At 72.5% G+C, this 25200-nt stretch carries 26 protein-coding genes; 13 read left to right on the forward strand and 13 right to left on the reverse strand.

Going from position 1 to position 25200, the window contains the following annotated elements:
• Positions 1 to 113: 113 nt before the first annotated feature.
• Positions 114 to 488, reverse strand: a complete 375-nt coding sequence (locus ACODT5_RS19300; RefSeq protein WP_112451056.1) for a YbjQ family protein — start codon at positions 486 to 488, stop codon at positions 114 to 116.
• 236 nt (positions 489 to 724) lie between these two features.
• On the opposite strand from ACODT5_RS19300, the gene ACODT5_RS19305 reads away from it, so the two are divergent.
• Positions 725 to 1222, forward strand: coding sequence for a hypothetical protein (locus ACODT5_RS19305; protein WP_422520556.1), 498 nt, complete (start codon positions 725 to 727; stop codon positions 1220 to 1222).
• Between the two features lie 22 nt (positions 1223 to 1244).
• On the opposite strand, the gene ACODT5_RS19310 is transcribed toward ACODT5_RS19305, so the two are convergent.
• From ACODT5_RS19310 to ACODT5_RS19335, 6 genes are all read right to left on the reverse strand, one after another.
• On the reverse strand, positions 1245 to 1610 hold the full coding sequence (locus ACODT5_RS19310) for a PIN domain-containing protein (protein ID WP_422520557.1): 366 nt from the start codon (positions 1608 to 1610) through the stop codon (positions 1245 to 1247).
• A 66-nt stretch (positions 1611 to 1676) separates the two neighbouring features.
• Positions 1677 to 2654, reverse strand: a complete 978-nt coding sequence (locus ACODT5_RS19315) for a phosphatase domain-containing protein (protein ID WP_422520558.1) — start codon at positions 2652 to 2654, stop codon at positions 1677 to 1679.
• 4 nt (positions 2655 to 2658) lie between these two features.
• On the reverse strand, positions 2659 to 3867 hold the full coding sequence (locus tag ACODT5_RS19320; RefSeq protein WP_422520559.1) for an RNA ligase: 1209 nt from the start codon (positions 3865 to 3867) through the stop codon (positions 2659 to 2661).
• A 281-nt stretch (positions 3868 to 4148) separates the two neighbouring features.
• Positions 4149 to 5042, reverse strand: coding sequence for an IS982 family transposase (locus ACODT5_RS19325; RefSeq protein WP_422520560.1), 894 nt, complete (start codon positions 5040 to 5042; stop codon positions 4149 to 4151).
• A 63-nt stretch (positions 5043 to 5105) separates the two neighbouring features.
• The gene (locus tag ACODT5_RS19330) at positions 5106 to 5798 is read right to left on the reverse strand and encodes a Rossmann-fold NAD(P)-binding domain-containing protein (RefSeq protein ID WP_422520561.1); all 693 of its coding nucleotides are present in this window, start codon (positions 5796 to 5798) and stop codon (positions 5106 to 5108) included.
• A gap of 29 nt (positions 5799 to 5827) precedes the next feature.
• Positions 5828 to 6262 carry a VOC family protein gene (locus ACODT5_RS19335; RefSeq protein ID WP_422520562.1) on the reverse strand — a complete coding sequence of 145 codons (435 nt, stop codon included), beginning with the start codon at positions 6260 to 6262 and terminating at the stop codon, positions 5828 to 5830.
• 381 nt (positions 6263 to 6643) lie between these two features.
• On the opposite strand from ACODT5_RS19335, the gene ACODT5_RS19340 reads away from it, so the two are divergent.
• Positions 6644 to 7357 carry a YoaK family protein gene (locus ACODT5_RS19340; RefSeq protein ID WP_422520563.1) on the forward strand — a complete coding sequence of 238 codons (714 nt, stop codon included), beginning with the start codon at positions 6644 to 6646 and terminating at the stop codon, positions 7355 to 7357.
• 368 nt (positions 7358 to 7725) lie between these two features.
• On the opposite strand, the gene ACODT5_RS19345 is transcribed toward ACODT5_RS19340, so the two are convergent.
• Positions 7726 to 8673, reverse strand: coding sequence for an SLAC1 family transporter (locus tag ACODT5_RS19345; protein ID WP_422520564.1), 948 nt, complete (start codon positions 8671 to 8673; stop codon positions 7726 to 7728).
• Positions 8674 to 8983: 310 nt separating this feature from the next.
• Here ACODT5_RS19345 and ACODT5_RS19350 point away from each other — a divergent pair, with 310 nt between their 5' ends.
• The 10 genes from ACODT5_RS19350 to ACODT5_RS19395 all read left to right on the forward strand — a co-directional run bounded on the left by ACODT5_RS19350 (position 8984) and on the right by ACODT5_RS19395 (position 18834).
• Entirely contained in the window at positions 8984 to 9952 is a 969-nt protein-coding gene (locus tag ACODT5_RS19350) for an urea transporter (RefSeq protein WP_422520565.1), read from the forward strand.
• Between the two features lie 99 nt (positions 9953 to 10051).
• Positions 10052 to 10357, forward strand: coding sequence for an urease subunit gamma (locus ACODT5_RS19355; RefSeq protein WP_243332378.1), 306 nt, complete (start codon positions 10052 to 10054; stop codon positions 10355 to 10357).
• Positions 10358 to 10360: 3 nt separating this feature from the next.
• Complete coding sequence (locus ACODT5_RS19360) at positions 10361 to 11260, forward strand: sirohydrochlorin chelatase (RefSeq protein WP_422520566.1); 900 nt, start codon at positions 10361 to 10363, stop codon at positions 11258 to 11260.
• Between the two features lie 23 nt (positions 11261 to 11283).
• A complete protein-coding gene (locus ACODT5_RS19365; RefSeq protein ID WP_422520567.1) occupies positions 11284 to 11829 on the forward strand; it encodes an urease subunit beta in 546 nt (181 codons plus the stop codon).
• Between the two features lie 2 nt (positions 11830 to 11831).
• Positions 11832 to 13556, forward strand: coding sequence for an urease subunit alpha (gene ureC, locus ACODT5_RS19370; RefSeq protein WP_422520568.1), 1725 nt, complete (start codon positions 11832 to 11834; stop codon positions 13554 to 13556).
• Positions 13553 to 14284 carry an urease accessory protein UreF gene (locus ACODT5_RS19375; RefSeq protein WP_422520569.1) on the forward strand — a complete coding sequence of 244 codons (732 nt, stop codon included), beginning with the start codon at positions 13553 to 13555 and terminating at the stop codon, positions 14282 to 14284. Before ureC ends, ACODT5_RS19375 begins: the two co-directional genes overlap by 4 nt.
• A gap of 76 nt (positions 14285 to 14360) precedes the next feature.
• Complete coding sequence (gene ureG / locus ACODT5_RS19380) at positions 14361 to 14984, forward strand: urease accessory protein UreG (protein WP_422520570.1); 624 nt, start codon at positions 14361 to 14363, stop codon at positions 14982 to 14984.
• Positions 14981 to 16003: an urease accessory protein UreD gene (locus ACODT5_RS19385; RefSeq protein WP_422520571.1), complete on the forward strand. Its 1023-nt coding sequence runs from the start codon at positions 14981 to 14983 to the stop codon at positions 16001 to 16003. Before ureG ends, ACODT5_RS19385 begins: the two co-directional genes overlap by 4 nt.
• A gap of 48 nt (positions 16004 to 16051) precedes the next feature.
• On the forward strand, positions 16052 to 17425 hold the full coding sequence (locus tag ACODT5_RS19390) for an ammonium transporter (RefSeq protein ID WP_422520572.1): 1374 nt from the start codon (positions 16052 to 16054) through the stop codon (positions 17423 to 17425).
• Positions 17422 to 18834 (forward strand): ammonium transporter, encoded by a 1413-nt coding sequence (locus tag ACODT5_RS19395; RefSeq protein WP_422520573.1) that lies wholly within the window; start codon positions 17422 to 17424, stop codon positions 18832 to 18834. The genes ACODT5_RS19390 and ACODT5_RS19395 overlap by 4 nt, the downstream gene beginning before the upstream one ends.
• 94 nt (positions 18835 to 18928) lie before the next feature.
• Here the strand turns inward: ACODT5_RS19395 and ACODT5_RS19400 are convergent, their stop codons facing one another.
• The 4 genes from ACODT5_RS19400 to ACODT5_RS19415 all read right to left on the reverse strand — a co-directional run bounded on the left by ACODT5_RS19400 (position 18929) and on the right by ACODT5_RS19415 (position 21609).
• A complete protein-coding gene (locus tag ACODT5_RS19400) occupies positions 18929 to 19252 on the reverse strand; it encodes a universal stress protein (RefSeq protein WP_422520574.1) in 324 nt (107 codons plus the stop codon).
• A 389-nt stretch (positions 19253 to 19641) separates the two neighbouring features.
• On the reverse strand, positions 19642 to 20256 hold the full coding sequence (locus ACODT5_RS19405) for an RraA family protein (protein ID WP_422520575.1): 615 nt from the start codon (positions 20254 to 20256) through the stop codon (positions 19642 to 19644).
• A gap of 64 nt (positions 20257 to 20320) precedes the next feature.
• Positions 20321 to 20539, reverse strand: coding sequence for a cation transporter (locus ACODT5_RS19410; RefSeq protein WP_422520576.1), 219 nt, complete (start codon positions 20537 to 20539; stop codon positions 20321 to 20323).
• Positions 20536 to 21609 carry an urease accessory protein UreH domain-containing protein gene (locus tag ACODT5_RS19415; protein ID WP_422520577.1) on the reverse strand — a complete coding sequence of 358 codons (1074 nt, stop codon included), beginning with the start codon at positions 21607 to 21609 and terminating at the stop codon, positions 20536 to 20538. The genes ACODT5_RS19410 and ACODT5_RS19415 overlap by 4 nt, the downstream gene beginning before the upstream one ends.
• A gap of 1185 nt (positions 21610 to 22794) precedes the next feature.
• Between ACODT5_RS19415 and ACODT5_RS19420 the strand changes: the two genes are divergently transcribed.
• Complete coding sequence (locus ACODT5_RS19420; RefSeq protein WP_422520578.1) at positions 22795 to 23241, forward strand: hypothetical protein; 447 nt, start codon at positions 22795 to 22797, stop codon at positions 23239 to 23241.
• Here the strand turns inward: ACODT5_RS19420 and ACODT5_RS19425 are convergent.
• Positions 23229 to 25199, reverse strand: coding sequence for a potassium channel family protein (locus tag ACODT5_RS19425; protein WP_422524964.1), 1971 nt, complete (start codon positions 25197 to 25199; stop codon positions 23229 to 23231). The two genes, ACODT5_RS19420 and ACODT5_RS19425, sit on opposite strands and share 13 nt — an antisense overlap.
• Position 25200 lies beyond the last annotated feature (1 nt).

Here is a 25200-nt window from a genome sequence, read left to right on the forward strand (position 1 = left end):
ATTCTTCGTGGATCACCACGGGAGGCTAGAGCCTCTTCCCGGTGATCGCCAAGAGTGCCCGGAGGGAACTTCTCCGCGGGCCCGGCCCGCCGGGCGCCCGGCCGGAAGGCGGCCTAGGTGCTCGCCGGAACCAGGACGACCGCCGTTCCGTACGCGCACACCTCGGTGCCGACGTCGGCCGCGTCGGTCACGTCGAAGCGCATCATCAGCACGGCGTTCGCGCCGCGCGCCTTGGCCTGTTCGATGAGGCGTTCCATGGCCTGGTTGCGGGTCTCCACCAGGGTCTTGGTGAGACCCTTCAGCTCGCCGCCGATCATCGACTTCAGGCCCGCGCCGATCTGGCTGCCCAGATGGCGGGAGCGCACGGTGAGGCCGAAGACCTCTCCGATGACCTGCTCGACCCGGTAGCCGGGGACGTCGTTCGTCGTCACCACCATGACACCGGTCTGCTGCGCGCCGGGGCCGCCGCCGTAATCCTCGATACCCATGGCATCCACTCTGGCGGCGCCGCGCGGTACCCGCATCCGGAGGAGGGAGCCGGGCCTCCGAATGAGCCGGACAGCACCTCCACCCACCCCGCATATTGGGCATTTCGGGCTAATTCACGGTGCGTCAGCCCGGCCTCCCGGCCCCGCGTCGCCATAGTCGTCCGTGGCAACCGCCTGGTTGCCGCCCCGTGCCGCGCGACGCGGCCGGGCGGACGTCTTCTCGGAGGAGCCGGCTCATGCTGAAGCCCACCAGGACCATCCTCGCCCTCACCGCCGGAAGCCTGGTGCTCGGCCTGGTCGGGGCGGGCACGGCCGTCGCGGCCGACCACTCGGCGTCCCGCGGCCCGGTCCTGACGACCCCCGTCGAGGACGAGGACGACTACGGCCGGGACGACGAGTACGACAACCGCCGCCACGCCCGCGGCGTCGTCATCTCGCGCGGCGCGCTGACCGTCCGCAGCAGGCCGTCCACCCACTCCCACAAGGTGGGCCGGGTGCACCCGCACGAGAAGCTCTCCATCGAGTGCAAGACGCGCGGCGAGCGGGTCGACGGGAACAACCTCTGGTACCTGCTGAAGGAGCGGGACGGGCGCGACGAGCAGGACTCCCGGGACGAGGACCGCAAGAACGCCATGACCCCGAAGTCGGCGAAGGCCGCCAAGGACCGCGACGACCGCTGGGTCTCCGCCCGCTACGTCAAGAACCTGGACGAGGTCCGCTACTGCCGCTCCTAGGCACGGCCCCGCGGCGGACCTTCTAGGGCCGCATCTCCGGGCGTACGGTGCGCGGGCCCACGCACCGCGCACCGTACGCCCGTACCCGTGTCCGCAGTTCCCGGTCCGCCGTGACCACGACGCACCCGCCGTGCTCCGCGCAGGCGGCCGCGAGCTCCACGATCCGGTCGTCGCCGCTGCCCGGCGCCTCGTCCACCCGTACGCCTGGCACCGATGCGACGCCCCGGGCCGCGCCTTCGACGACGAGGACGATCTCCTCGCCCTCCTCGCGCAGGGCCAGCCGGTCGCGCAGCCGCTCGGCGGCGCCGCGCCGGTCCCGCCACCAGCCGTCCGGCACGGACCCGACGACGTTGGCACCGTCCACGATCAGTACGTTCGGCTCGTCCACCTCCCCAGTATGACGAGCCGGCCGACAGGGGCCGTACGGGAAGCCGCCGTACTGGAAACCGCCGTGCTAGAAGTCCCCGTAGTTGACCTGCCAGGTCGCCAGCCCCATGCGGCGCCAGATGGCCACCACGCGGTCGCGGTCGTCCAGGGAGACCCGGACCGCGTACCGGTGGCGCACGTGCGCGTTGAACAGCTCCGCCTTGACGATGTCGTCGCGGCGCGAATCGCCCGCCGCCCGCATCCACAGCTCGTCGTACGGGACTTCGTGCTCCCGCAGCCAGGCCTCGGTCGGCTCCCGGTGCTCCTCGCCCCGCCCGGACAGCAGGACGACGGTGTCGCCGTCGGCCCGCCGGAAGGAGTCCAGCGCGTCGCGCACCGGCGCGTTCAGCGTGTCCAGGCCGCAGCGCGAGAAGTCGTACGGATTGCGGTCGCCGGTCATAGCGAGCGTGCCGTCGATATCGCACATCACCGCCGAGGGCAGCGCCGGGTCGGGGACGTACGGGGACACGTCCGGCTGGTCGTTGAGCCAGTCCGCGGTGAGCCGCCAGCCGCCCTTCTTCGCCTTCGCGTGCTTGTCCGCGAGTATCCGGATGATCTCCTCGCCGACCTGGCGCTCGCGCGCGGCGTCGCGCCGCAGGCACTCCTCCACGGGCACGTCGGTGTAGTCGTGCACGACGAAGGTGGCCCGTCCCGCCACGGCCGCCTTGAGCCGCTTGGGGATGTGCGAGGTCAGGTGGGTGTTGTCGACGACCACGTCGAAACCGCCCTCGACGGCCGCGCTGACGGCCGCGTCCTGGATGTCCAGCACGGTCTGCTCGTGCTTGTACGAACGCGCGCGCTCGGGGTCCGGCACGTCGAGCATGGCCCGCAGGTCGTCGAGGTTGACGCGGCGCATCCGGCCGCGGGACTCCGCCTGGAGGGCGCGCGCGGCGGTGGTCTTCCCGGAGGCCGGCAGACCCGTCATGACGTGGACCACCGGCAGCGCGGGAGCCGCCGGGGCCGCTGTCGGGGACGCGGGGGTCTCGGTTTCGGGTACTTCGGACACGGGTTCAGTTCTCCTCGTCGTGCGTGAAGGGGTCGGACGCCTCGGGCCGCACCTGCCGCCAGGTGACCATCTCGGTCGTCCTGCCGTCGAGGCGCTGGAACAGCGCACCGCGGATCCCGCTGTCGCGGATGGTCTTGGTGGCGCGGGCGAACGCGCCCCGGTCGCCGGCCAGGTGGGCCAGCGAGGCGTACGCCTCGTCGATGGCGCGCTCGCGGAGCGCGGCCTCGGCCTCCAGGCGTTCGATCACCGAGCGCACCCAGTGGTCGAACTCGTCGGGCACCTGCTCCAGCAGTGCGTCGAGCGGCTTGCCGCCCGAGGCCTCGATCTCGGCGACGGAGCAGTTGAGGCCCTGGGCGAGCTGCTTCAGGGGCAGGCCGGCGAACCGCTGGATGCCGTGGCCGCGCCAGATGTCCCGCTCGGTCGCGCCGGTGAGCACCTTGTGGAGGCGTACGTACTCGGCGATCTTGGCCTTGGCCCGGACGCCCGAGGCGAAGCGCAGGACGAAGCCCTCCGCGTCGGTGCCGGTCGCGGCGGCGCCGCCCGGCAGGGTGCTGGACCCGGTCAGCGCGAGCAGCTCGTCCAGCGGCATGGCGGGCCACACCTTGACCACGGAGCCGATGTCCCGCCAGTGGCCGGCGGCTTCGGCGAGCGGCACCTCGGCGCCGTCCGCTCCGTACCCGGCGAGCAGGACTAGGTCGCGGCGGTCCCCGTAGTCCACGACGATGCGGTTCTGCGGGTACAGGATCTCCGCGAGGTAGGTGGTGCCGGGGACCAGCGCGGAGGTGTCCCGCCCGTCGAGGCGGCGCTGCGCCCAGACGGCCTGGGTGCTGGTGAAGGAACCCCTGGAGGCGGCCCGCCACTTCCCCGCGTAGTGGAAGAGGATCCCGAGGCTGCCGTCGACCTTGTCGTACACCTCGAACGGCTCGTCGGGCAGGGCCGGCGCGTAGGGCCGGCCCGACTCGTGCTCGCCGACGTTGAAGAACTTCGGCAGCGGCAGCGCGACGACCTCGCCCGTGACGTCGTCGGCGACGAGCCCGCGGCAGATCGTGGTGACCTGGTTCCAGACCTGGTCGTACTGGGCGGTCCGGGTGTAGCTGTACAGGGACAGCGGCAGCTGGGGGTGGGCCTTGCGGGCCACGTACCCGGCATCGATGGCCTCGGTCAGCGCCTGCGCGGGCATCAGGTCGTGCAGAGTCAGGCGGTCCTGGCTCATGGGGTTCCTCCCGGTTCGAGAAACCTCATTCTCGGGTGCGGGAGGCTCTGGCCGAAACCGAATATCGGCTCGTCAGCGCGGGTCCTAGGGACTGTCGTCAAACTCCCGTCGTCGCCCGAAGGGCGGCCTCGCGGCGTCTGGTGCGTGCTCTCGGTGCGCCGGGCGGAAGCCCGCGTACTGGACGTACTTGGCTTCCGTCCGGTGCGGCGAGAGCACGTGCCAGGCGTCGCGAGGCAGACGGGAGTTTGACGACAGGCCCTAGACGAGTCATTCCGATGTGATCAGTGGTCGTAGGCGATGAGTGAGCGCGTGATCGGCTGGTCGGTCTTGTGGTTGTGCCAGATCGCGGCGGCCATCGCGAGGATGCGCTGGGCGACGCGGACGGCGACACCCTCGAAGGTTCGCCCGCCGTGTTGTTCCAGGTCGAGCTGGCCCTTGAGGGTGTCGTTGACCGACTCGATCAGCTGCCGCACCGACTTCAGCAGACCCTCGCCCTTGCGCTTCTTCTCCCGCTTGAACGACGGCCGCAGCAACTCGGCTCCCCGCAGTGCCAGATCGGACTCGAACTCCTTGGAGGCGAAGCCCTTGTCGGAGATCATCAGCAGCCCCGGCCGGTCGGTGACCGCTTCCGGTTCGCGGTCCAGCATCGCCGTCAGTACCTCGCGTTCATCGATCTTCGGGTTCGCCAGGGCCCACAGGATCGGCATGCCGGTCGGGGTGCAGACCAGGAACAGGCGCAGGCCCCAGAAGAACCGGCTGTGGCTGGCGCAGTACCCGTATCCAGCCCAGCCGGCCATGTCCGACCGTTTCACGGTTGGACGCGAGCGGCCGCATTCCACCGGGGTGGAGTCGACGATCCAGTGGTTGTCGAACCAGAAGTCCGTATCGGCGGCCAGCAGCCGTATCGCCTTCTTGACCAGCGGCAACGCAGCCCGCAGCCGCTTGTTCCAGCCCGGTTGCCTGGGCACGTACGGGAACATCGCACCCAGGCGGGAGTCCACGAACCGCAGCCACCGCGACTCCGAGGTGAAGCCCAGCAGTGCCTGCGCGACGGCGAGGCAGACGAGCTCGGAGTCCGTCAACCGTGGAGGCCGGCCCAGCCATCGGGTGCCTCCGATCTCGTCGTCGATCTTCACGTACAGTGCGGTCAGCAGGGCGTCTAGGTTGTTCGTCACACAACGATCTTGGACGCCCTGTCTGCGTTCCCGAACACACCGTCAGCATTCGGAATGACTCGTCTAGGTCCCCTTCGGGCCCGTGCCGGCCACCCGGTTAATGTCCCGGGGCCGCAGGATCCGCTGGGTGCCGGCGACCGCGGGCCCGGCCTCGGCGACGGCGATCATGGCGCGGCCGATCTCCCGGGTCGTGGTCACGAGGTGGGGGGCGAAGCGCCGCAGCACCGGGAAGAGCGGTGCGGCGACGGCGTACCCGGCGCGGTAGAGCGGGGTCTTGGAGGGGATGCCGCGGTCCGGCTGCACGATTCCGGGCCGGAACATGTACGCCTCGAAGGGGAGCTTCAGCAGGTCGTTCTCGGTCTCGCCCTTGACCCGGGCCCACATGGAGCGGCCGCTCTCGGTGCTGTCGGTGCCCTCGCCGGAGACGTAGGCGAAGGTCAGCCGCGGGTTGGCGGCGGCGAGGGGGCGGGCGGCGGCGAGCGTCAGGTCGTGGGTGATCCGCCGGTACTCGTCCTCCTTCATGCGGAAGGAGGAGATGCCGAGGCAGAAGAAGCAGGCGTCGTACGGGGCCAGGTCCAGGCCGGGCACCGACAGGTCGGTCGGATCGGCCCGGACGAGCTCGCTCAGCTTGGGGTGGGTGACGGCGAGGGGGCTGCGGCCGATGGCGAGCACGCTTTCGACGGACTCGTCGCGCAGGCACTCGCGCAGCACGCCCCGGCCGATCATGCCGGTCGCACCGAAGAGGATGACGTTCACGGGGCCACCTTAGGCGGGGGCGGCCCGGCTCAGTGGGAGACGCACAGCTCGTTGCCCTCGGGGTCGGCGAGGGTGGTCCAAGTGGAGGGGCCCTGGTTGCCTTCGTGCAGGTGCCGGGCCCCCTTGGCGAGGAGCCGCTCCACCAGGGCCCGCGGGTCGTCCTCGCCGGTGCGGACGTCGAGGTGGACGCGGTTCTTGACGGTCTTGGGCTCCTCGATGAACTGGAAGAGGATGCGGGGCGCCCGCTCGAGGCCCTCGGGGTGGCGGATCCCCTGGCCGGCCTTCCAGACGAGGACGCCCCGGTGGGTGGTGGTGTCCTCCTCGGTCGCCCGTCCGGCGGCGATCATCTCGCGGATGAACTCCTCGTCGCCGGCCTCGACTTCCCACCCGAGGACCTCGGCCCACCAGTCGGCGAGGGCGTGCGGTGTGGCGGAGTCCACGGTGATCTGAAACGTGTAGGCCATGCGGCGACCCTACCCGCGGCGCCCCGTCGAGCGGCGGCAGGAACGCCGTCCGGGACGGTGGGCGAGGCGGGGGCCGGGGCAGCGGCCGAGGGGAACTTCCCTGCCGGGGCTCCCGGTTCGAGGGCCGATCGGGCGGACTGCTCACCGCGTACGCCCGTCCCCGCCGGACCGCACCATGCCCCGCCCCGCCCCCGCCCGGCGTGACGACCGGGGTCGGCCGGGGCCGACCCGGCGCCCACCCGGGGGCCTGCGGGTCGCTGCCCCTCGTGTGCGCCCGGCATCGCTAGCCTTTCCGGGGACGATGTCCCCTTCCGCTCCCCCTTCCCGGGTGCGCCGAGCCGCCCGTCGCGGACCGGCCCGCGCGATGACCAGAGGCACCCCATGACCTCCCTCCCACCCCGGCGGCACGGGATCCTGCACCCCCTGGCCGCGCGGCTGTTCCCGCCGGAGGCGGACGGCGCCGAGTCTCCCCACGGGGTGCTGCCGCCGCTGCTGATCGTCCTGACCTTCGTCAGCGGTGTGGTCGACGCGGTGAGCTACCTGGGCCTCGGCCACGTCTTCGTGGCCAATATGACGGGCAACGTGGTCTTCCTGGGCTTCGCGATCGCCGGGGACCGCTCCCTGTCCGCCCCGGACTCCCTGCTGGCCGTCGGCGCCTTCCTGGCCGGGGCGGCGGCCGCCGGCCGGCTGCGACGGACCACCGGGGCGGCCAGGATGTTCGCACCGCTGGTGGCGGTCCAGACGGTCCTGGTGACCGGGGCTCTCGCCCTGACCGCGCTCGGCGCGGGGCCGCCGGGCGTCATCGCCCTTCTCGCCCTCGGCATGGGCCTGCAGAACGCCGTCGTGCACCGGCTCGCGATCCCCGATCTGACCACCACCGTCGTCACCAGGGCCCTGACCGGGCTGGCGGCCGATCCGTGGGGCCCCGGGCCGCTCCGCCGCCTCGTGACGGTCGTGGCCCTGCTCCTCGGAGCCCTCGCCGGCGGGTTGTTGACGCTTCGTCATGGCGCCGTGTGGGCACTCGCCTTGGCCGTGGTCCTGCTGGGCTGCGTAGCCCTCTCGCCCCGCCGGGACGGCACCGGGCGGCGGCCGTAGCGGGTCGTGCTCACCTCCGGAGGGCGCACCGGCCGCCGGGCACGTCGGCTCGGCAAATGCCATCCACAGCACGCCTGTTCATTCGTCCACCCATGCCCGCATGCCCTATCCGGGCGCACGCAGCGGAATTCCCTGTGGCGGCGACACGAAGGCGTCCATTCGACTCCGACCCTTCATATCCGGCCTTTCGCATCCGCCCCTTCCCCCCGGCCTTTCACATCCGACCTTTCACCTCGCGCCTTTCACCTCCTGCCTTCACCTCCGGCGCTTCGGCAGCGAAGTTTCCGCGGTGCCGTTCCGCTCTGACATTCCGGTCCACCCCCGCCCTCTCCCCCGGCCCCCGCCTTTCCCCTTCCCGGCGGGAACCCTCACTTCCGCGGACGCTCCCGCCCGCGCTCCACGAGGAACGCCGCGAAGGTGAACACCCAGGCCCCGACCGCCACCCAGAGCAGCACCGTCCCGAGCGGCCGCAGCCACGCCACCCCGGTCGGGGCCGCCGCCGAGAGGCAGGCGGTCGCCGTCATGCCGAGCGGGAAGACGCTCGACCAGCGCCGGATGTCGTAGCGGGGGCGGGGTCGGACCGCCTCGGCGGCGAGGAGCACGGCGTACCAGGCCAGGGAGACGCAGAGGGCCGCCAGGGTGACGGTGCGCAGCCCCGCGTGCGCCCAGCCCGTCCACAGCGGTGACGCCGTGAGCCCGGACCCGGCGAGGGCAATGATGGAGAGCGCCCCGCCGGCCACCCAGTGGTCGCCCGCGCCCGAGACGACCTGGCGGAAGTCGAAGCGTACGAGGGCCTCGGCATAGAGCAGCAGCCCCAGGCAGAAGGCGGCCAGCGCGGCCCGGCCGAGCCAGTCATGGCCGGTGGGGCCGGCCAGGGCGGCCGCCAGGACGGCCAGCCCCTGGGTGGCCACGCAGACGAGGAAGGCCGCACCGGGCATCTGGTAGCCCCAGTGGCGCAGTACGGCGACCATCAGCCCCGGCCAGAGCGCGGCGGCCAGCGCCAGGAGCCCGAGGGCAACGGGCTGCCATCCGAGGAGGGAGAGCCGGGTGCCCAGCACGGTCGTGGCGGCCACGGCGGTGAGGGCCGCCGGGGTGTCGGCCTCGGCGCAGAACCGGCTCCGGTCACCCAGGAGGCGGGCGGCGAAGTCGGCGGCGAGCAGGAGCCACAGTGCGGCGGAGACGGCCAGTGCGGCGATCGACAGCGCGTCCCGGCCGATCAGGTGCAGGCCCGCCGAGATGATCCCGGCCGCCATGACGGCGGCGCCCGCGGCCGGTGACAGCTCGGCCCACCACCGGGCACCCGCAATGACTCGCACCCCGCCAAGGGACACCACCGCGCCGGTTCCGGCCGCCGCGGCGCGCCATCGGGGCCGCGGCAATGACCCTTCCGGGCTCGGCGAGTGCCCCCTCCCCCGCCATTCGATATTCAGTATTCCGATCCTATTTCTCTCTGCGGAAGCGGGAATGACGAGCACATTTATGACAACCCGGCCGCATTCCCTCCCTTCCCTCGACACGCCCATCTCCAGGCGGAATTACTCCGATCCACCGGTACTGTCGTCGTCAACGCACCGACGATTCACGGGCCCTTCAGGGCCCTCTCTTTTTTGCACATGGGAGAATGAAATGCAGGCCTTGGCAACGGAGCCCGCACGCCAGGCTCCCCCCGCCCAACCCGCGAGCTTCGTCCAGGAAGTTCTGCGCGGCGTGGCCCAGGTCGATTTCATGCCGAGCGCGATCACGGGGATCTTCTTCCTCGCCGCGCTGGCCGCCGCCGGCTGGCAGTACGCCCTCTACGGACTCCTCGGCGCGGTCGTCGGCACGGCCACCGCCTATGCGTTCGGCATCGACCGCGAGATCGTCTCGGCCGGACTGCGCGGCTTCAACGGCACGCTCGTCTCGCTCGGGTTCGCCGTCTTCCTCGGGTGGGACCACCTGTCCACGCTGCTGCTCGCGATCGGCGGCAGCGTCACCGTCGTGGTCGTCACCTCGGCGCTGGCGACGATCCTCGGCACCTGGAACATCCCCACGTTCACCGCGCCGTTCTGCATCATCGCGAGCGTCATGACCATCGCGGCGCCGAGCTTCTCCCGGGTGTGGCACACCGGACCCGATCTGGCGGCGCTGCCCGCGGCCGCCGGCGGAACCACCGTGCTGGACTGGGGACAGCTCTGGCGCGCCTTCTTCGCCAACGTCGGCCAGATCTTCTTCATGCCGCAGTGGTACGTCGGCCTGATCTTCCTCGCCGGCATCTTCGTGGCCAGCCGGGTCGCCGGGGTCATGGCCTGCGTCGGCAGCGTCACGGCCATCTTCGTCGCCTGGGCGATGGGTTCGCCGGCCGAAGGCGTCTCGCAGGGGCTCATGGGCTACAGCAGCGTGCTCGTCGCGATGGCCCTGTGCGGCGTCTTCATCGTCCGGTCCAACTGGAGCTTCGCGTACGCCGTCCTGGGCGCCGCGGCGGCCACCGGGCTCACGGCCGCGATGACCGCCTTCTTCGCCCCGTTCGGGGGCCACACCTTCACCTGGCCGTTCGTCCTGACCACGGTCGTCTTCGTCGCCGCCGTCCCCCAGATCCCCCGGCTGCGACGGACCTGACATCACCCCAGCCGAAGCCGCAGCAACGGCAGGAGCAACAGCGACAGCCGTGGCAGCAGCGGTAGTTGAACCACCTTGAGAGCCGAAAGTGAGTGACCGATGAATCTCGCTCCCCGTGAGATGGACAAGCTCTGGATCTACGTCGTGGCCGACCTGGCCCGCAAGCGGCGGGACCGGGGCGTCAAGCTCAACTACAGCGAGGCCTGCGCCCTGATCAGCGAGGGAATCCTGGAAGGCGCCCGGGACGGCAGGACCGTCGCCGAGTGCATGGAGCTCGGCAAGCAGATCGTCTCCGCCGCCGATGTCATGAAGGGCGTGCGGGAGATGCTTCCGCTGCTCCAGGTCGAGGCCGCCTTCGTGGACGGCACCAAGCTCGTCTCCTGCCACGACCCCGTCGGCGCCTGAGCGGTGGCGATCATCGCACCCGAGCGACCCGAACGCCCCGAACGGCCCGGCGGGGCACCGGAATCAGCGGCCAGCGTCATCCTGGCCGGCGGTCACGAGGGCGGTTCCGCGGCAGGTGCCGTGCACCCCGGCCGGCCGCTGGCCGAGGCCGTGCGCGCGGCGCTCGCCGTCTCGCCCGAGCCGGTGTGCGTGGTCCCGATGACGCTGGGGCGCGACCCCGGGCTGATCGCCGACTGCGCCCGCGCCCTGCGCTGGCTGAGCCGGGAGGAGGCGCCCGGGCGGCTCGTGCTGGCGCCCCCCTTCGCCACCGCGGACCACCTGACCGCGTGGCTCCGTACCGCCGCCCTCAAGGCGGTGCGCGAGGCGCCCGACACCTCCGCCGTCCTGGTCACCGCACCCCCCGCGGGCCCCTTCCAGGACGCCGATCTGTTCCGGGTGGCCCGGCTGGTGCGCCAGTACGGGCACCACCGCTGGGTCGAGGTCGCCTTCGACGGCGGTGACCCGGACCTGGCGGAGGGCGCGGAGCGCTGCCGCCGCCTCGGCGCAGGCCACATCGCTCTGATCCGGGCCGCGTTCGCCCCGCCCGCCGGGCTTCCGGCCGGGGTCCTGGACACCGGTCCGCTGCTGTCCGAGGCCGCGATCGCCCAGGTCGTACGGGCCCGCACGCAGGAGGCTCTGCACCTGCTGGCCCACGGGCGGGACGGCGTGGCCGAGGGGCTGGATGCCGAGCACGGGCACGGGTACGCACACTCCCACGGCCCGGGCGGCGACCACGACCACGGTCACACGGACTCGGATGCGGACGCCCACCCCACGCACGCGCACACCCACGCAGACGGCGAGAGCCACCGCCGCGCGGACGGCCGGGGTCACGGCCACCCGCACGGCCATTCCCCCCACTGATCCGAAGGAAGGGAAGTACCACCATGTCAGGTGGCGTCTCATACCTCTACGGCGAAGGCACCGTGGAGATCAACGCCGGCCGCCGCAAGGCCAAGGTCACCGTCTCCAACACCGGTGACCGTGCCATCCAGGTCGGCTCGCACTACCACTTCTTCGAGGTCAACCGAGCCCTCGACTTCGACCGCAACGCCGCCTACGGCATGCACCTCGACCTCCCCGCCGGCACCGGCGTCCGCTTCGAGCCGGGCGACACCCGCGAGGTCGAACTCACCGCGTACAGCGGCCACGGCCGGCTGATCGGCTTCAGCTCGCTGACCAATGGCGGCCTCGGCTCCACCGACACCCGCGTCCGCGCCATGAACCGGGCCGTCGAGCTCGGATTCCTGGGAGCCCGGGCGGAGTCGGCGCAGCAGGCCGCGGCCGCACAGGCCGCCGCTCCGGCCGTGGAGACCGCCGCGAAGCCGGCTTCGAAGCGCGCCTCGAAGCCCGCGGCGAAGCCCGCCTCCAAGGCACCCGTCAAGACCGCGGCCGCCAAGAAGGCCAAGACCTCCAAGAAGGGCGACAAGTAGAGATGGCTGTCCTGAGCCGCAAGCAGTACACCGACCTGTTCGGACCGACCGTCGGCGACCGCTTCCACCTGGCGGACACCAATCTGGTCGTCGAGGTCGAGAAGGACCACAACGAGGGCCACTACGGCGACGAGGCCGTCTACGGCGGCGGCAAGGGCATCCGCGACGGCATGGCGCAGGACCCGCAGGCCACCAGCCTGCAGGGGGCCCTGGACCTGGTCATCACCAACGTCGTCGTCATGGACGCGATCCTCGGCGTGGTCAAGGGCGACCTCGGCATCAAGGACGGGTTCATCGCGGGCCTCGGCAAGTCCGGCAACCCGCACACCCAGTCCGGGGTCCACCCCAAGCTGGTCATCGGGCCGGGCACCGAGGTCATCTCCGGCGAGCACATGATCGCCACCGCCGGCGGCATCGACAGCCACATCCACTTCATCTCCCCGCAGCAGGCCGAGCACGGCCTGTCCAACGGCATCACCACCCTCATCGGCGGCGGCACCGGCCCCTCCGACGGCACCAACGGCACCACGTGCACCCCGGGTCCGTGGAACATCGGCCGCATGTACCAGGCGTCCGAGGACCTGCCGGTCAACGTCGGCCTGCTGGGCAAGGGCAACGGCTCGCTGCCGGAAGCCCTCATCGAACAGGTCGAGGCGGGCGTCTGCGGCCTGAAGGTGCACGAGGACTGGGGCACCACCCCGGCCGCGCTGAGCCGCGCCCTGGACGTGGCCGACCAGTACGACGTACAGGTCGCCGTCCACACGGACACCCTGAACGAGTCCGGCTTCTTCGAGGACACCCGCTCGGCCATCGACGGGCGCACCATCCACACCTTCCACACCGAGGGCGCGGGCGGCGGCCACGCCCCCGACATCATGCGGGTGGCCGGCGAGCCCAACGTCCTGCCGTCCTCCACCAACCCGACGCTGCCGTACACGGTGAACTCGGTCGACGAGCTCCTCGACATGGTGATGGTCTGTCACCACCTGTCGCACGACATCCCGGAGGACGTCTCCTTCGCGGACTCGCGCGTGCGCGCCGAGACGATCGCCGCCGAGACCGTGCTGCACGACGAGGGGGTCATCTCGATCTTCTCCTCCGACTCCCAGGCCATGGGCCGCATCGGCGAGTCCTGGACCCGCGCCTTCCAGACCGCGCACCACTGCAAGGACCAGCGCGGCAAGCTCGACGGCGACACCGAGCGCAACGACAACTTCCGCGCCCTGCGCTACCTCGCCAAGATCACGATCAACCCGGCGATCGCCACGGGCACCGCCGAGCACATCGGCTCCCTGGAGACGGGCAAGCTCGCCGACATCGTGCTGTGGCCGATCGGCTCCTTCGCCGCCAAGCCGAAGATGGTCATCAAGGGCGGGCTGATCAACTGGGCGCTGATGGGCGACCCGAACGCCTCGCTCCCGACCCCGCAGCCGGTCTACTACCGGCCGATGTTCGGCGCGTACGGCAAGGCCAAGCAGGCCACCCGGGTCTCCTTCATGTCGCAGGCCGCGATCGACCTGGGCGTTCCGGAGAAGCTGGGCCTGGACAGCAGGGTCCTGCCGGTGCGGCACTGCCGCACCGTCGGCAAGCAGCACATGGTCCGCAACGACGCCCTCCCGGCCATCGCCGTCGACCCGGAAACCTACAAGGTCACCCTCGACGGAGTTCCGGCCACCATCGAGCCGGCCCGCGAACTGCCCCTGAACCACCTGTTCTACCTGGCATGAGCGCTGCCGCCAACTCCGCCGTGGCCAGCCCCGCGACGGTGACGCCGGTACAGGCCCTGCTGGTCAGCCTCCAGCTCACCGACTCGGCCTTCCCCAGCGGCTTCTACACCCTCTCCCACGGCCTGGAGGGCTACGCCCAGGCCAAGGCCGTGACCCCCGAGGGCGTGCCGGTGCTGCTGGCCGACCTGCTGCGGCATTCGGTGGGGCCTTCCGACGCCACCGCGCTGGCGCTGGCCCACCGGGCCGCGCTGGCCGGTGACTGGGAGGCCCTGACGGAGACCGACCAGCGGCTGAACGCGGCCAAGCTGAACGAGGGGCTGCGCCGCGCCGCCACCCGCACCGGCCGCCAGTTGCTGGACCTGGCCCGCGAGTGCGTCGGCGGGGAGCCGCTGGAACGGTACGCGGAACTCGTGGCCGCCAAGCGGGCCCCCGGCTCGCAGGCCGTGGCCGCCGGGGTCGCGTACGCGGCCGCCGACGTCCCGGCCGAACAGGCCGTGGTGAGCGACCTGTTCGCCTACTCGGCCAGTTTCACCGGGGCCGCGCTGCGGCTGCGGCTCACCGACCACCGCAAGGCACAGGTGGTGCTGCGCGGCATCGCACCCGTCATCGAGGAGGTGGCGAGGGCGGCCCTGCGCCGTGAACTCGCCGATCTCGGCGGGTGCGTTCCGATGGCCGATGTGATGTCGGGCCGTCACGAGCGGGCCGAGGCACGGCTGTTCGCCACCTAAGGCGTACCGGCCGTGTGGGCCGCTGCCCCGCTCTCCCTTTCAGCAAGCTGACTTCTACTTGAGGTGTGTGACTTTGATGACCGATGACAACGTCCTGCGCGTCGGTGTCGGCGGCCCCGTGGGCTCCGGCAAGACGGCGCTGATCGAGGCCCTGGTTCCGGTGCTCATCGCGCGCGGGCACCGGCCCGCCGTGATCACGAACGACATCTACACCCAGGAGGACGCCCGCCAGGTCCGCCGCACCCTGGCCGGGGTGCTCGACCCCGAGCGCGTCGTGGGCGTGGAGACCGGCGCGTGCCCGCACACCGCCGTGCGCGACGACCCGACGATGAACCTGGCCGCGGGCGCCGAGATGCTGGAGCGGTTCCCCGATGTCGACACCCTGCTCTACGAGTCGGGCGGCGACAACCTCACCCTCACCTTCAGCCCGGTCCTGGTCGACCTCTTCCTCTTCGTCCTGGACACCGCGGAGGGCGAGAAGATGCCCCGCAAGCGCGGTCCGGGCATCACCGAGTCCGACATGCTCGTGATCAACAAGATCGACATCGCCCAGTACGTCCGCTGCGACATCAACGTCATGGAGTCCGACGCGCACCGCGTGCGCGAGGGGCGGCCCGTGGTCCTGACCAACTGCCTCACCGGGCAGGGCCTGGAGGACGTGGCCACCTTCATCGACTCCTTCCGCCGGGTCCCGGCGTGAGCGTAGTGGCGGACCCGCCCCACACTCCGCCCCGCGCCCTCCTGCCGCCCGCACGCCTGGAGGCCGCGCACTACGAACCGCCGCGCGTCCCCCTGGAGGTCCTGCGGCACTCCTCGGTGCCCGACACCCTCGGTGTCGGGCGCCCCGGCAAGGTCGGCCTGCTGGAGCTGGGCTTCGAGCAGGTGGGCGAGCGGACCGAGCTGGTGCGGCACTACCAGAAGTCCCCGCTCCAGATCATGCGGCCGCTCTACTTCGACCCGCACCGCCCCGACCTGCCCATCACCTTCCTGATGTCCACGGGCGGCGGGGTCATCCAGGCCGACCGGCTGCGCACCGACCTGTCCTTCGGCCCCGGCACCTCCGCGCACGTGACCACCCAGGCGGCCACCAAGGTCTACCGGATGGAGCACGACTACGCCGTCGCCCAGACCTTCCTGACCGTCGGCCCGGACGCGTACGTCGAGTACCTGCCGGACCCGGTCATCCCCTACGTCGACTCCCGCTTCTACCAGCGCACGGTGGTCACCGCCGACCCCACGGCCACCGTGCTGGTCAGCGAGACCGTCCTGTCCGGCCGGCTCGCGCACGGGGAGCGCAACGCCTATCAGGTCTTCGCCTCCGACTTCGAACTGCGCCGACCGGGAGGCGAGTTGGTGGCACTGGACACCGTACGGCTGGAACCCGGCGGGGCCGTGGGGATCGGTGGCCACCGCGGCGGCAGAAACTCCGACCGCTGCTCCGTCGACGGACCTGCCGTGCTGGCCGGCCATTCCGTCATGGCCTGCTTCTTCGCGGTCAGCCCGCTCGCCCCCGCCCGCGAGCTCGCCGACCTGATGCACGGAACCCTGGCCGACCGCGGACTCCCGTACGGGGTCAGCGTGCTGCCGCAGGACTGCGGGGCCTGGGTGCGGGTGCTCGGCGAGCACACCGAGGCCGTGACCCTGGCGCTCGGGGCCGTCTGGGACGCGGTGCGGCGCAGGCTGATCGGCGTACCCGCCCCCGACCTGCGCAAGACATGAACTCCACACTCCCGCAAGCCCGTTCACGACCAGAGAGAGCTCCACCAGATGCCCAGTGGCTACGATACGGGTAATACCGCCTGGATGATGGCGAGCACCGCCATGGTGCTGCTGATGACCCCCGGCCTCGCCTTCTTCTACGGGGGCATGGTCAAGACCAAGCACGTGCTGGTGATGCTCAAGATGAGCTTCGCCTGCCTGTCGCTGGTGACCATCCTCTGGGTCGCGGTCGGCTACTCCCTCGCCTTCGGCAAGGACGCCGGCGGCGGCATGATCGGCAATCTCGACCACGCCTTCTTCCGGGGCATCGGGATGGACTCCCTGCACGGCTCCATCCCGACCGTGATCTTCGCCTGCTTCCAGATGTCCTTCGCGATCATCACGGTGGCACTGATCAGCGGCTCGATCGCGGGCCGCGCCACCATGAAGGGGTGGCTGGTCTTCGTCGTCACCTGGACGATGCTGGTCTACGTGCCCACCGCGCACTGGGTGTTCGCCCCCGACGGCTGGATCAACAAGTCCCTGGGAGCACTCGACTACGCCGGCGGCCTGCCGGTCGAGCTCAGCTCGGGCGCCTCGGGGCTCGCGGTGGCCATCGTGCTGCGCAAGCGCAAGGACTTCGAGCGCGAGACGATCCGCCCGCACAACCTGCCCCTGGTCATCATCGGTCTGGCACTGCTGTGGTTCGGCTGGTTCGGCTTCAACGCGGGCTCCGCCCTGCAGGTCGAGGGCAGCGCACCGACCACCTTCTTCAACACCCAACTGGCCGCCGCCGGCGCGATGATCGGCTGGCCGATCATCGAGAAGTGGCGCCTGGGCCACGTGGAGATGCTGGGTGTGGCCTCGGCCGCGGTCGCCGGCATGGTGGCCATCACCCCGGCCTGCGGCGAGGTCTCCCCGCTCGGCGCGCTGATCATCGGCTTCATCGCCGGTGTGGTCTGCTGCTTCGCCGTCAACATGAAGTTCAAGATCGGCGTCGACGACACCCTCGACGTGGTCGGCGTGCACGGCTGGGGCGGGATCGTCGGCGTGCTCTCCATCGGCTTCTTCGCCACGGCCGCGATGAGCGGCAAGAAGGGCCTCTTCTACGGGGGCGGGCTCGACCAGCTCTGGCGCCAGGCCGTCGCCGTCCTGGCCGTCGGGTGCTTCGCCTTCACCATGACCTGGCTCATCGCCAAGGTGATCGACAAGGCCGTCGGCTTCCGCGCCTCCGAGGAGTACGAGAACGTACCCGGCCGCGAGGAGGAGGTCGCCTACGACAACGAGACCCTGGACGAGATCCGCGACCGGATCGGCGGAGCCGCCGCCCCGGCCCGCGAGCCCGCCACGGTGGGCGCCGCCAAGGACGGGGCGGAGCAGCAGGACGCCGCGCTGCTCGCCGAAATCGTATCCGTACTGGACCGACGAGAGCGTGACAAGTGACCGCGCACACGATTGCCGCCGCCGCATCGGCGGTCTGGGCCGCACCCGCCGTCGCCGACTCCGGCAACGCGGCCTGGCTGATGATGGCCACGGCCCTGGTGCTGCTGATGGCTCCCGGAGTGGCCTTCTTCTACGGCGGCATGGTCCGCACCGGCCAGATCGTCGCCATGCTGAAGATGATCTTCTTCTGCATGGTCATCGTCACCGTGCTCTGGTTCGCGATCGGCTACTCCCTGGCCTTCGGCCCCGATGCCGGCGGGCTCGGCGTCATCGGCACGCTCGACCAGGCCTTCCTGCGCGGGATCGACGCCCGCTCGCTGACCGGGTCCGTGCCCACGGTCACCTTCGTGGTCTTCCACCTGTCCTTCGCGGTCGTCACCGTGGCCCTGATCGCCGGCTCCATCGCGGGCCGCGCGAAGATGGGCGGCTGGATCGCCTTCGTCATCGCATGGACCCTGCTGGTCTACATCCCCATGGCGCACTGGGTGTTCGACCCGGCCGGCTGGGTCGCCAAGCAGCTCGGCGCCGTCGACTTCTCCGGCGGCACCGTCGTGGAGATCGGATCGGGGGCCGCCGGACTCGCCCTCGCCATCGTCGCGGGAAAGCGCGCGGACTTCGACCGCCAGGGCATCCGGCCGCACAACCTGCCGCTCGTGGTCATCGGGCTCTCGCTCATGTGGTTCGGCTGGTTCGGCTTCAACACCGGCTCCTCCCTGGAGACCCCGGGCGGCGCGGCGATGGCCTTCCTCAACAGCCAGCTCGCGGCGGGCGCCGCGATGGCGGGCTGGGCGGTGACCAGTTGGTGGCGCACCCGGCAGGTCGGCCTGCTCGACATGTGCATGGGCGCCGTCACGGGCCTGGTCGCCATGACCCCCCTGGCCGGCGGGGTGAGCCCGGTCTGGGCCACCGTCATCGGCTTCCTCGCCGGGCTCAGCTGCGCGTTCGCGATCAGCTGGAAGTACCGGCTGGGCGTGGACGACACCCTGGACGTGGTGGGCATCCACGGCTGGGGCGGCATCGTCGGCATGGTCATGGCCGGCCTCTGCGCGACGGGGACCCTGACGGGCCACAAGGGCCTCTTCTACGGCGGCTCCTGGGACCTGCTGGGCAAGCAGCTCACCGCGACGGTGATCCTCGGCCTGTACTCGTTCGTGATGACCGCACTGATCGGCAAGGCCATCGAGGTCACCATCGGGCTGCGCCAGCCGGGCGGAATGGTGGAGAAGGAGCAGGCCTACGCCGACGCCCTCTCCGACAACCTCGAGCAGCTGTCGAGCGACGACTCCCGCGCCAAGGGGGCCGAGGAGGAGCCGGAGAGCGCCTCCGCCCTGGTCGCCCGGCTGCGCGAGGTGCTGCTGACCGCCCCGCAGGGCGGCGGCGACCGGCAGGGCGGCGACGCCCGCGGCTGAGCACGGCCGCACCAGGCGATCCGCCCCCGGCCCCGGTCGCGTTGCGCGACCGGGGCCGGGTCATGCCACCCGCCGGGTCACGCCCCGCTCCGGATCACGCCGCCCGCCGGAGCAGGTCTCCCGCATCCAGGGGCCGCCGCCACACCATGCGCCGGCGTACGGCGTTCAGGTCGGCCCGCAGGGGACCGGGCGGCACGGCCAGCACCGGGCAGGGGGCGTGCGCCAGGCAGTACCGGGACACCGAGGGCCGCAGCGCGCGCAGCAGGGGGTGGCGCGGTCCCGTACCCACCACCAGCAGGTCACCGGGATCCCGGGCGGTGCCCACCAGGGCCGCGCCCGGGGTGCCCCGCACCGCCAGCCCGGCCAGGGTCACGCCCTCCGGCGAACCCCCGAAGGCGGTGTCCAGGACCTCCCGCAACCGCTCGACCGCCGCGTCCCGCGAGGCGGTCAGCAGCGGGGTCCCTCCCCCGCCGCGCCGGGCGCCCGGGCCGCCGGGCGCCCGGGCCGCCGAGCGGCGGCTGCCAGGCCAGTACGACCCACAGTTCCGCCTCTCGCGCCCGGGCCTCGGCGTGCGCCGCGTGCAATGCCGTCAGGCTCCCGAGGGATCCGTACACCCCCACCACGACTCGTCCCCGCACCTTGGCCGCCCTCCCCGTCCGCTGCTGCTCCGTCCCCTCAAGGGAACGGCGGCGACGGCCCGTTGGGGACTCCCCCGGCGGACTCCTGACGGACCCCTGACGCGGGACGCGGAAGCCCTGACGGCTCCCTGACACGGGGACCCGGCGCACGTGCGGTCGGCGCGTACGGTCAGCCGGTGAAGCCGAGTTCGCCCAACGCCTTCTCGATGCGCGCACGGTGCTGCTCCTCCCAGGCGTCCAGGGACTCACCGGCCTCCTTGGCCAGTTTGTCCAGGGCGGCGCTCAGGATCTCCTCCTGCCGGGCGGCCGGGGTGACCACGATGCCCTCCTCGTCGGCGACCACGATGTCGCCGGGGTGCACGCTCACGCCGCCGACCCGGACCGGGCCGCCGAGCGAGCCGAGCTTCTTCTTCGCGCCGGGGACGGGGACGACTCCGCGGGCGAAGACGGGGAAGCCCGCTTCGCGGACCTCCGCGAGGTCGCGCAGCAGCCCGTCGAGCACGAACGCGGCGATGCCGCGGCGCTGGGCGACGGCGCACAAGTTGCCGCCGGCCAGCGCGTAGTCCAGGTCGCCCGATTCCACGACGATGACCGAGCCGGGCTCGGCGCGGTAGATGGCCGCGTGCAGCATCAGGTTGTCCCCGGGCTCGCACCGCACCGTGTACGCGGGTCCCGCGACGCGCGGGGAGTCCCACAGCGGGCGGATGCCGATGTCCATGACCTGCTCGCGACCCAGGAAGTCGGCGAGGGTGGTGGGCGGGACGCCCGTGAAACCGTTGTCCATGTCGGTCCTCTTCTCAACTCCGGTGTTCCCGGGCCCGCCGGGCACCGAGATCGTAGAACACGGATCACGGAGCGTGGTGCTCCGCCGTGTAGCCCGCGGCGGCGATCGCCGCGACGACGGCGGCCGGGTCGACGGGCCGGTCGGTGTCGACGACGGTGCGGCCCGCGCGGACGCTCGTCGTGCTGGCGACCACTCCCGCCAGCTCCTCCACCTCGTCGTCGATCAGCAGCCCGCAGCTGTTGCAGTGCATGCCGGTCACGGTGAACTCCATGCGGTCCTTCACGGGGTGCCCTCCTGATTCCCGACCTGGCTCTCGACCTGACTCCCGACCTGGCTCTCGAAGGTGATCCGGCCGCCGTACATGCCCATGCCGCAGCTGTACTCGAGCGTCCCCGGCTGCCGTGCACCGAGGTCGATGCCGGTGGTCCCGGTCGTGGGGAGGATCTCCTGGACGCCGAGGTCGGGGATGACGAAGGCACGGACGCAGCCGCCCGTCCCCTGCGTGGCGACGACCAGGGTGGTGGGGACACCGGCCTTGGCCGTGACGGCGGCCGGCGCGTACGCGTTCGTACGGGCCCGGATGGTCACGGTCTGCGTGCCGTCCGGGTTGAGCACCACCGTCCGGGCCGCCATCGGGGCGGCGGCCGCCGCCGGGGCTCCGGTGGGCCACCAGCCGCCGAGCCGCAGCCCGCTGCCGAGGGTCCACACCGCGACGAGCAGCACCACGACGGCGGTCGCCAGGGTCAGCCGCCCCTGCCACAGCCGGGCGGCGGAGCGCAGGAAGAAGCCGAGGGCGGCGAATAGCGGGCCGGTCCCGAGGACGAAGCCGGCCATGACGGCCGCTCCCGCGAGGGGGCTGCCGGAGGTGACGGCGAGGAGCTCGACGCTCAGGGTCACCCCGCAGGGGATCAGCACGGTCAGGAAGCCGAGCACGGCCGGGGTGGTGACGGCCGTGGACCGGGCCGACCGGCGGACCCGCCGGCCCCAGGAGGCGGGCGTGCGCGGCACGAAGCGGCGTACTCCCCGCACGCCGAACATGTCGAGCGCGAACAGGACCATCAGCACGCCCGCGACCAGCATCAGCACGGCCCGGGTGCGCGGACCGGGCTGGACCGCGGCTCCGACCAGGCCGAGGGCGGCGCCGAGAAGGGTGTGGGAGAGGAGCTTGGCACCGAGGAAGGCCCCGACGGGGGCGAAGAGGCCGCTGCGCTGCCACCTCTCCCGGGACCACTCGGTGGACCGGCGGCCGACGGCCCCGGCGAGCAGGCCTCCCTGGACGGCGGCGCAGGACGCGCCGCCGGCGAGCAGCCCGGTGGAGACACCGGTGACGAACAACGCGGTGGATGAAGCCATGGGGAACGGACTCCCTGTACGTCGCAGTGGATCAGGACACGGCGAAGCACCCCGGCCGTCCGGCGAGCGGGCGGGCACGGGTGCGGGGCCGGTCAGGTCCGGCTGACGCAGAGGGAGTCGAGATCCGGTGCTCTCGGTCGGGAGCATTCCGGTGCCGGCGCGGGCCGCGGAATGCCGTCGGCCACGGACCGGGTCCCCCAGATGGCGGAACCGGCGAGATCCCCGGCGGGACCGGCCTGCACGGTGGGCGCGTACGCCGACGCCAGCGGACATTCCTGCCCGAAGGCCGAACAACCTCCGCCACCCGCACCGCTCTCCGCGCGCATGTGCACGGCCGGCGTCCCGGCGACCGCGGGCGTCCCGGCCCTCGCGGGCGTCCCGGCGACCGCGGGCGTCCCGGCCGTGGTGGCTGTACCGGCCATCGCAGCCATCCCAGGCAACCCGGCCATCGCGGGCGTGCCGGCCATGGTGGCTGTACCGGCCATGGCAACCATCCCAGACACCCCGGCCATGCCGGCCGTGGTGGCTGCCCCTGCGCTAGCAGGCGTCCTGGCCGTTCCCGGCATCCGGGCCGCCTCAGGCATCCCGGCCATCCCAGGCGTTCCCGTCGTGGTGGGCGTCCCTGCGCCCGCAGGCGTCCCAGCCGTTCCCGGGATCCCGGCCATCGCGGGCGTCCCTCCGATGGCGGGCATCGGGGCCTGCCCAGGCATCCCGGCCATCGCCGACACCCTGGCCGCCCCAGGTGTCCCGGCCATCGCCGGCATTCGGGCCTGCCCAGGTGTCCCGGCCATCGCCGGCATTCGGGCCGGCCCGGGCGTCCCGGCCAACGCGAGCGAACCGGCCATCCGCATGCCCGCCGTGTCCCCCGCGGGCGCGGGATGTGTGAACAGCCCTCCGCAGACGAGGAGCAGCACCGCCACGACGCCCGCGGCGACGGCCGAGGCGCGGCGAAGGGCGCGGATGGGCTGCATGTCCGTGATGCTACGACAGCCCGGTGATCGTCTTCCGAACCGGGGCGGGGCCGGACGGGAGGGGACGGAGCCGCCCCGTCCCGGCCTGGCCCGTCCGGCCTCCGTCGCGACGGCCGCTCGGGCCGCACGCCGATACCGTGGGGCCATGGAGATCTGTCCCACCCCACGCGTGAAGTCCGCCGGCGTCCGCACCGGCCGGGCCTGAGGCCCGGCCATGGACGCGCCGCGCCACGGCGCCTGGCTCCGCGCCGGAATCAGCCGGAACGGCGGCCCGCTCCGGGAGACCGAGCACGTCGTGTGGCTCCAGACCGACACCCTCTACGCGGACAGCCGCGGCTTCGCCGGAACCACCTCGTACGACGGCGCGCTGGTCACCTTCCACCACGACGTCGGCGCCCCGGGCCACGACGTCGGAGCCCTGCGCCCCGACGGCGACGGCGGCGGCCTGATCGAAACGGGCACCAACCTCGACGGCAGCACCCTCCTGGAGGTCTGGTCCCCGCTGCCGCACTCCGGGGGTCCCTCGGGCTGCTGGACCGCCGCGGGCACGCAGACCGTGCGCGTGGGCGCCCACGTGGTGCACGTGGACGCCGCCGGCCACGGCACGCACCACGTCCTCCTGCCCACCGGCGACGTCCCGCCGGCGGCTCAGCCGGGCTGACCCGCCCCCGTGCCCGCGGCCCCGGCCCCGGCCCCGGCCGTACGGGCCTGCCCGCGGCCGAGCAGTTCCGCCAGGCCGCGCCGGGTGGCGGCCATGACCACGCGGTCCTGCGGCCGCAGGACGTAGCCGGGGCGCAGGTCCCACACCAGCGCGGGCCGCCTGGCCGTGTCGTAGCCCGGCTCCGTGGTGAGCCCGGGGCGGCGGTTCTCCGGGGCGGCGGTGTCCAGCGCGACGACGCGCCAGGCACCGGGCCGGAAGGATTCCGCGATGGTGCGGCCCTCCAGCTGGGGATGGCCCGCCACCTCCAGCACCGCGAACACCAGCACCCTGCGCTCCACCGGGATCGCACCGAGCACCTGGCGGCCCATCATCGCCCCGGCGAACGCGGGCGCGGCCAGATGGGAGACGCTGCGGCTTCGGGTGAGTGCCGTCGGATGGGCCTCGCGCAGGGTGCGGTAGACGGCGGTGGCGAACTCGTTGTCGTACAGCCGCATCACCACCCGCACGTCGGGCTTCACCGAGCGGGCGTACAGCGCGGCCTCCAGGTTGGTGGTGTCCGAGCTGGTCACCGCCAGCAGGGCGTCGGCGCGGTGGATCCGGGCGGCCTCCAGGACCCCTTCGTCGGTGACGTCGCCGACCACGACGGGCACGTGCAGGCGCCGTGCGAGGGCGATCCCGCGGGCCGTGGGGTCGGACTCCACGCACACCACGGGGATCCCCAGTTCCCGCAGTCGCGCGAGCACCCGCGCGCCGACCTTGCCGAGCCCGAGCAGCACGACGTGGCCGGAGAGTCCGCGCGGCGGCCTGCGCAGGGCCGTGGCGGTCCGGAAGGCGCCCAGTGCTTCGAGCGCCGCCGCGACCAGGACGGGCAGCAGGAGCAGCCCGACGAAGCCGGCCAGGATCTGCAGGAGTTGCCGCTCGGTGGGCTGGTCGAGCGCGGGGTCGTTGATCGCGAAGACGTCGAGCAGGGTCAGGTAGACGGCGTGCAGCGGGGTGTCCCCCGTGACCAGGGAGGAGGCCACGGCGAGGGCGCCGACGGCGGCCGTGATCCCGGCCAGCGACCAGCGGAGCCTGCGGGAGAACAGTGAACCCACCGGCAGGGAGACCTGGTTCAGCCGCCGCCCTTCCGGTGCGGCCGCGGCGTGGGAGACCGCTTCCAGCGCGACGATCCCCCGCCCGGTCGCGGCCGCCACGGACCGGGCGTCCGGGAGGAGTTGCGGGCCCCGGTCGCCGCCGAGTTCCGAGCCGTCGGCGCCGGCCGGGTCCACGGCGGTGGCGGAGAGCAGGGCCAGCGTGCACAGGCCCGGGTCGGCGACCTCGCCGGGACCGGGAGGTGTGCGTTCCACCGCGCGCAGGAGCAGCCCGTCGGCCTGGATCACCTTGCTGGTGCCGGCGACGGCGGAGGCGACGAGGGCGGGGGCTGCCGTATCGGCGTCGGAGAGCACGGTCGTGGCGGAGTCGAGCCCCCGCCGGTCGAGCCCGGGCTCCGCGACGAGCGCCGCCTGGTCGAGCAACTCCTCGAGGTGCTGGCCGAGTTTGCGGTTGTAGAGGCGGATGACGAGTCGCAGCCTGGGGTTCAGCCGACGGGCGACCAGGGCGGCCCGTACGTTCGTCTCGTCGTCCTCGTACACGAGCGCCAGCGCCGCCGCCCCGGCCACCCCGGCGGCGGCCAGCGCCTCCTCGTCGGGGGCCGGGGCCTCCAGCACCCGCAGTTCCGGTACGGGCGCCTCCCCCGCGGCGGCCCGGCCGCCCGCGGCCGTACGGTTCCGCGCGGCCGGGAACCGCCCCAGCAGCGCGCGCCCGGCCCCGACCCGGGCCCGGGTACGACCCTGTCCGGGCCCCGCCCCGGGCCGGACCTCGCGGACGGCGGGCACGACCAGCGTCACCCGCTCCTCGTACACGTCGCGGAGCTCCGCTGCCAGCCGGTGGGCGAGCCCGTCGTCCCCGCACACGACCATC

Source organism: Streptomyces tatrensis, assembly GCF_049310065.1.
Taxonomy (GTDB): Bacteria; Actinomycetota; Actinomycetes; order Streptomycetales; family Streptomycetaceae; genus Streptomyces.

Coding starts and splice junctions, on each gene's coding strand:
- ACODT5_RS19300 (WP_112451056.1), bottom strand. CDS start 488: ATGGGTATCGAGGATTACGGCGGCGGCCCCGGCGCGCAGCAGACCGGT.
- ACODT5_RS19305 (WP_422520556.1), top strand. CDS start 725: ATGCTGAAGCCCACCAGGACCATCCTCGCCCTCACCGCCGGAAGCCTG.
- ACODT5_RS19320 (WP_422520559.1), bottom strand. CDS start 3,867: ATGAGCCAGGACCGCCTGACTCTGCACGACCTGATGCCCGCGCAGGCG.
- ACODT5_RS19335 (WP_422520562.1), bottom strand. CDS start 6,262: ATGGCCTACACGTTTCAGATCACCGTGGACTCCGCCACACCGCACGCC.
- ACODT5_RS19340 (WP_422520563.1), top strand. CDS start 6,644: ATGACCTCCCTCCCACCCCGGCGGCACGGGATCCTGCACCCCCTGGCC.
- ACODT5_RS19350 (WP_422520565.1), top strand. CDS start 8,984: ATGCAGGCCTTGGCAACGGAGCCCGCACGCCAGGCTCCCCCCGCCCAA.
- ACODT5_RS19355 (WP_243332378.1), top strand. CDS start 10,052: ATGAATCTCGCTCCCCGTGAGATGGACAAGCTCTGGATCTACGTCGTG.
- ACODT5_RS19365 (WP_422520567.1), top strand. CDS start 11,284: ATGTCAGGTGGCGTCTCATACCTCTACGGCGAAGGCACCGTGGAGATC.
- ureC (WP_422520568.1), top strand. CDS start 11,832: ATGGCTGTCCTGAGCCGCAAGCAGTACACCGACCTGTTCGGACCGACC.
- ACODT5_RS19375 (WP_422520569.1), top strand. CDS start 13,553: ATGAGCGCTGCCGCCAACTCCGCCGTGGCCAGCCCCGCGACGGTGACG.
- ureG (WP_422520570.1), top strand. CDS start 14,361: ATGACCGATGACAACGTCCTGCGCGTCGGTGTCGGCGGCCCCGTGGGC.
- ACODT5_RS19390 (WP_422520572.1), top strand. CDS start 16,052: ATGCCCAGTGGCTACGATACGGGTAATACCGCCTGGATGATGGCGAGC.
- ACODT5_RS19405 (WP_422520575.1), bottom strand. CDS start 20,256: ATGGACAACGGTTTCACGGGCGTCCCGCCCACCACCCTCGCCGACTTC.
- ACODT5_RS19415 (WP_422520577.1), bottom strand. CDS start 21,609: ATGGCTTCATCCACCGCGTTGTTCGTCACCGGTGTCTCCACCGGGCTG.
- ACODT5_RS19420 (WP_422520578.1), top strand. CDS start 22,795: ATGGACGCGCCGCGCCACGGCGCCTGGCTCCGCGCCGGAATCAGCCGG.
- ACODT5_RS19425 (WP_422524964.1), bottom strand. CDS start 25,199: ATGGTCGTGTGCGGGGACGACGGGCTCGCCCACCGGCTGGCAGCGGAG.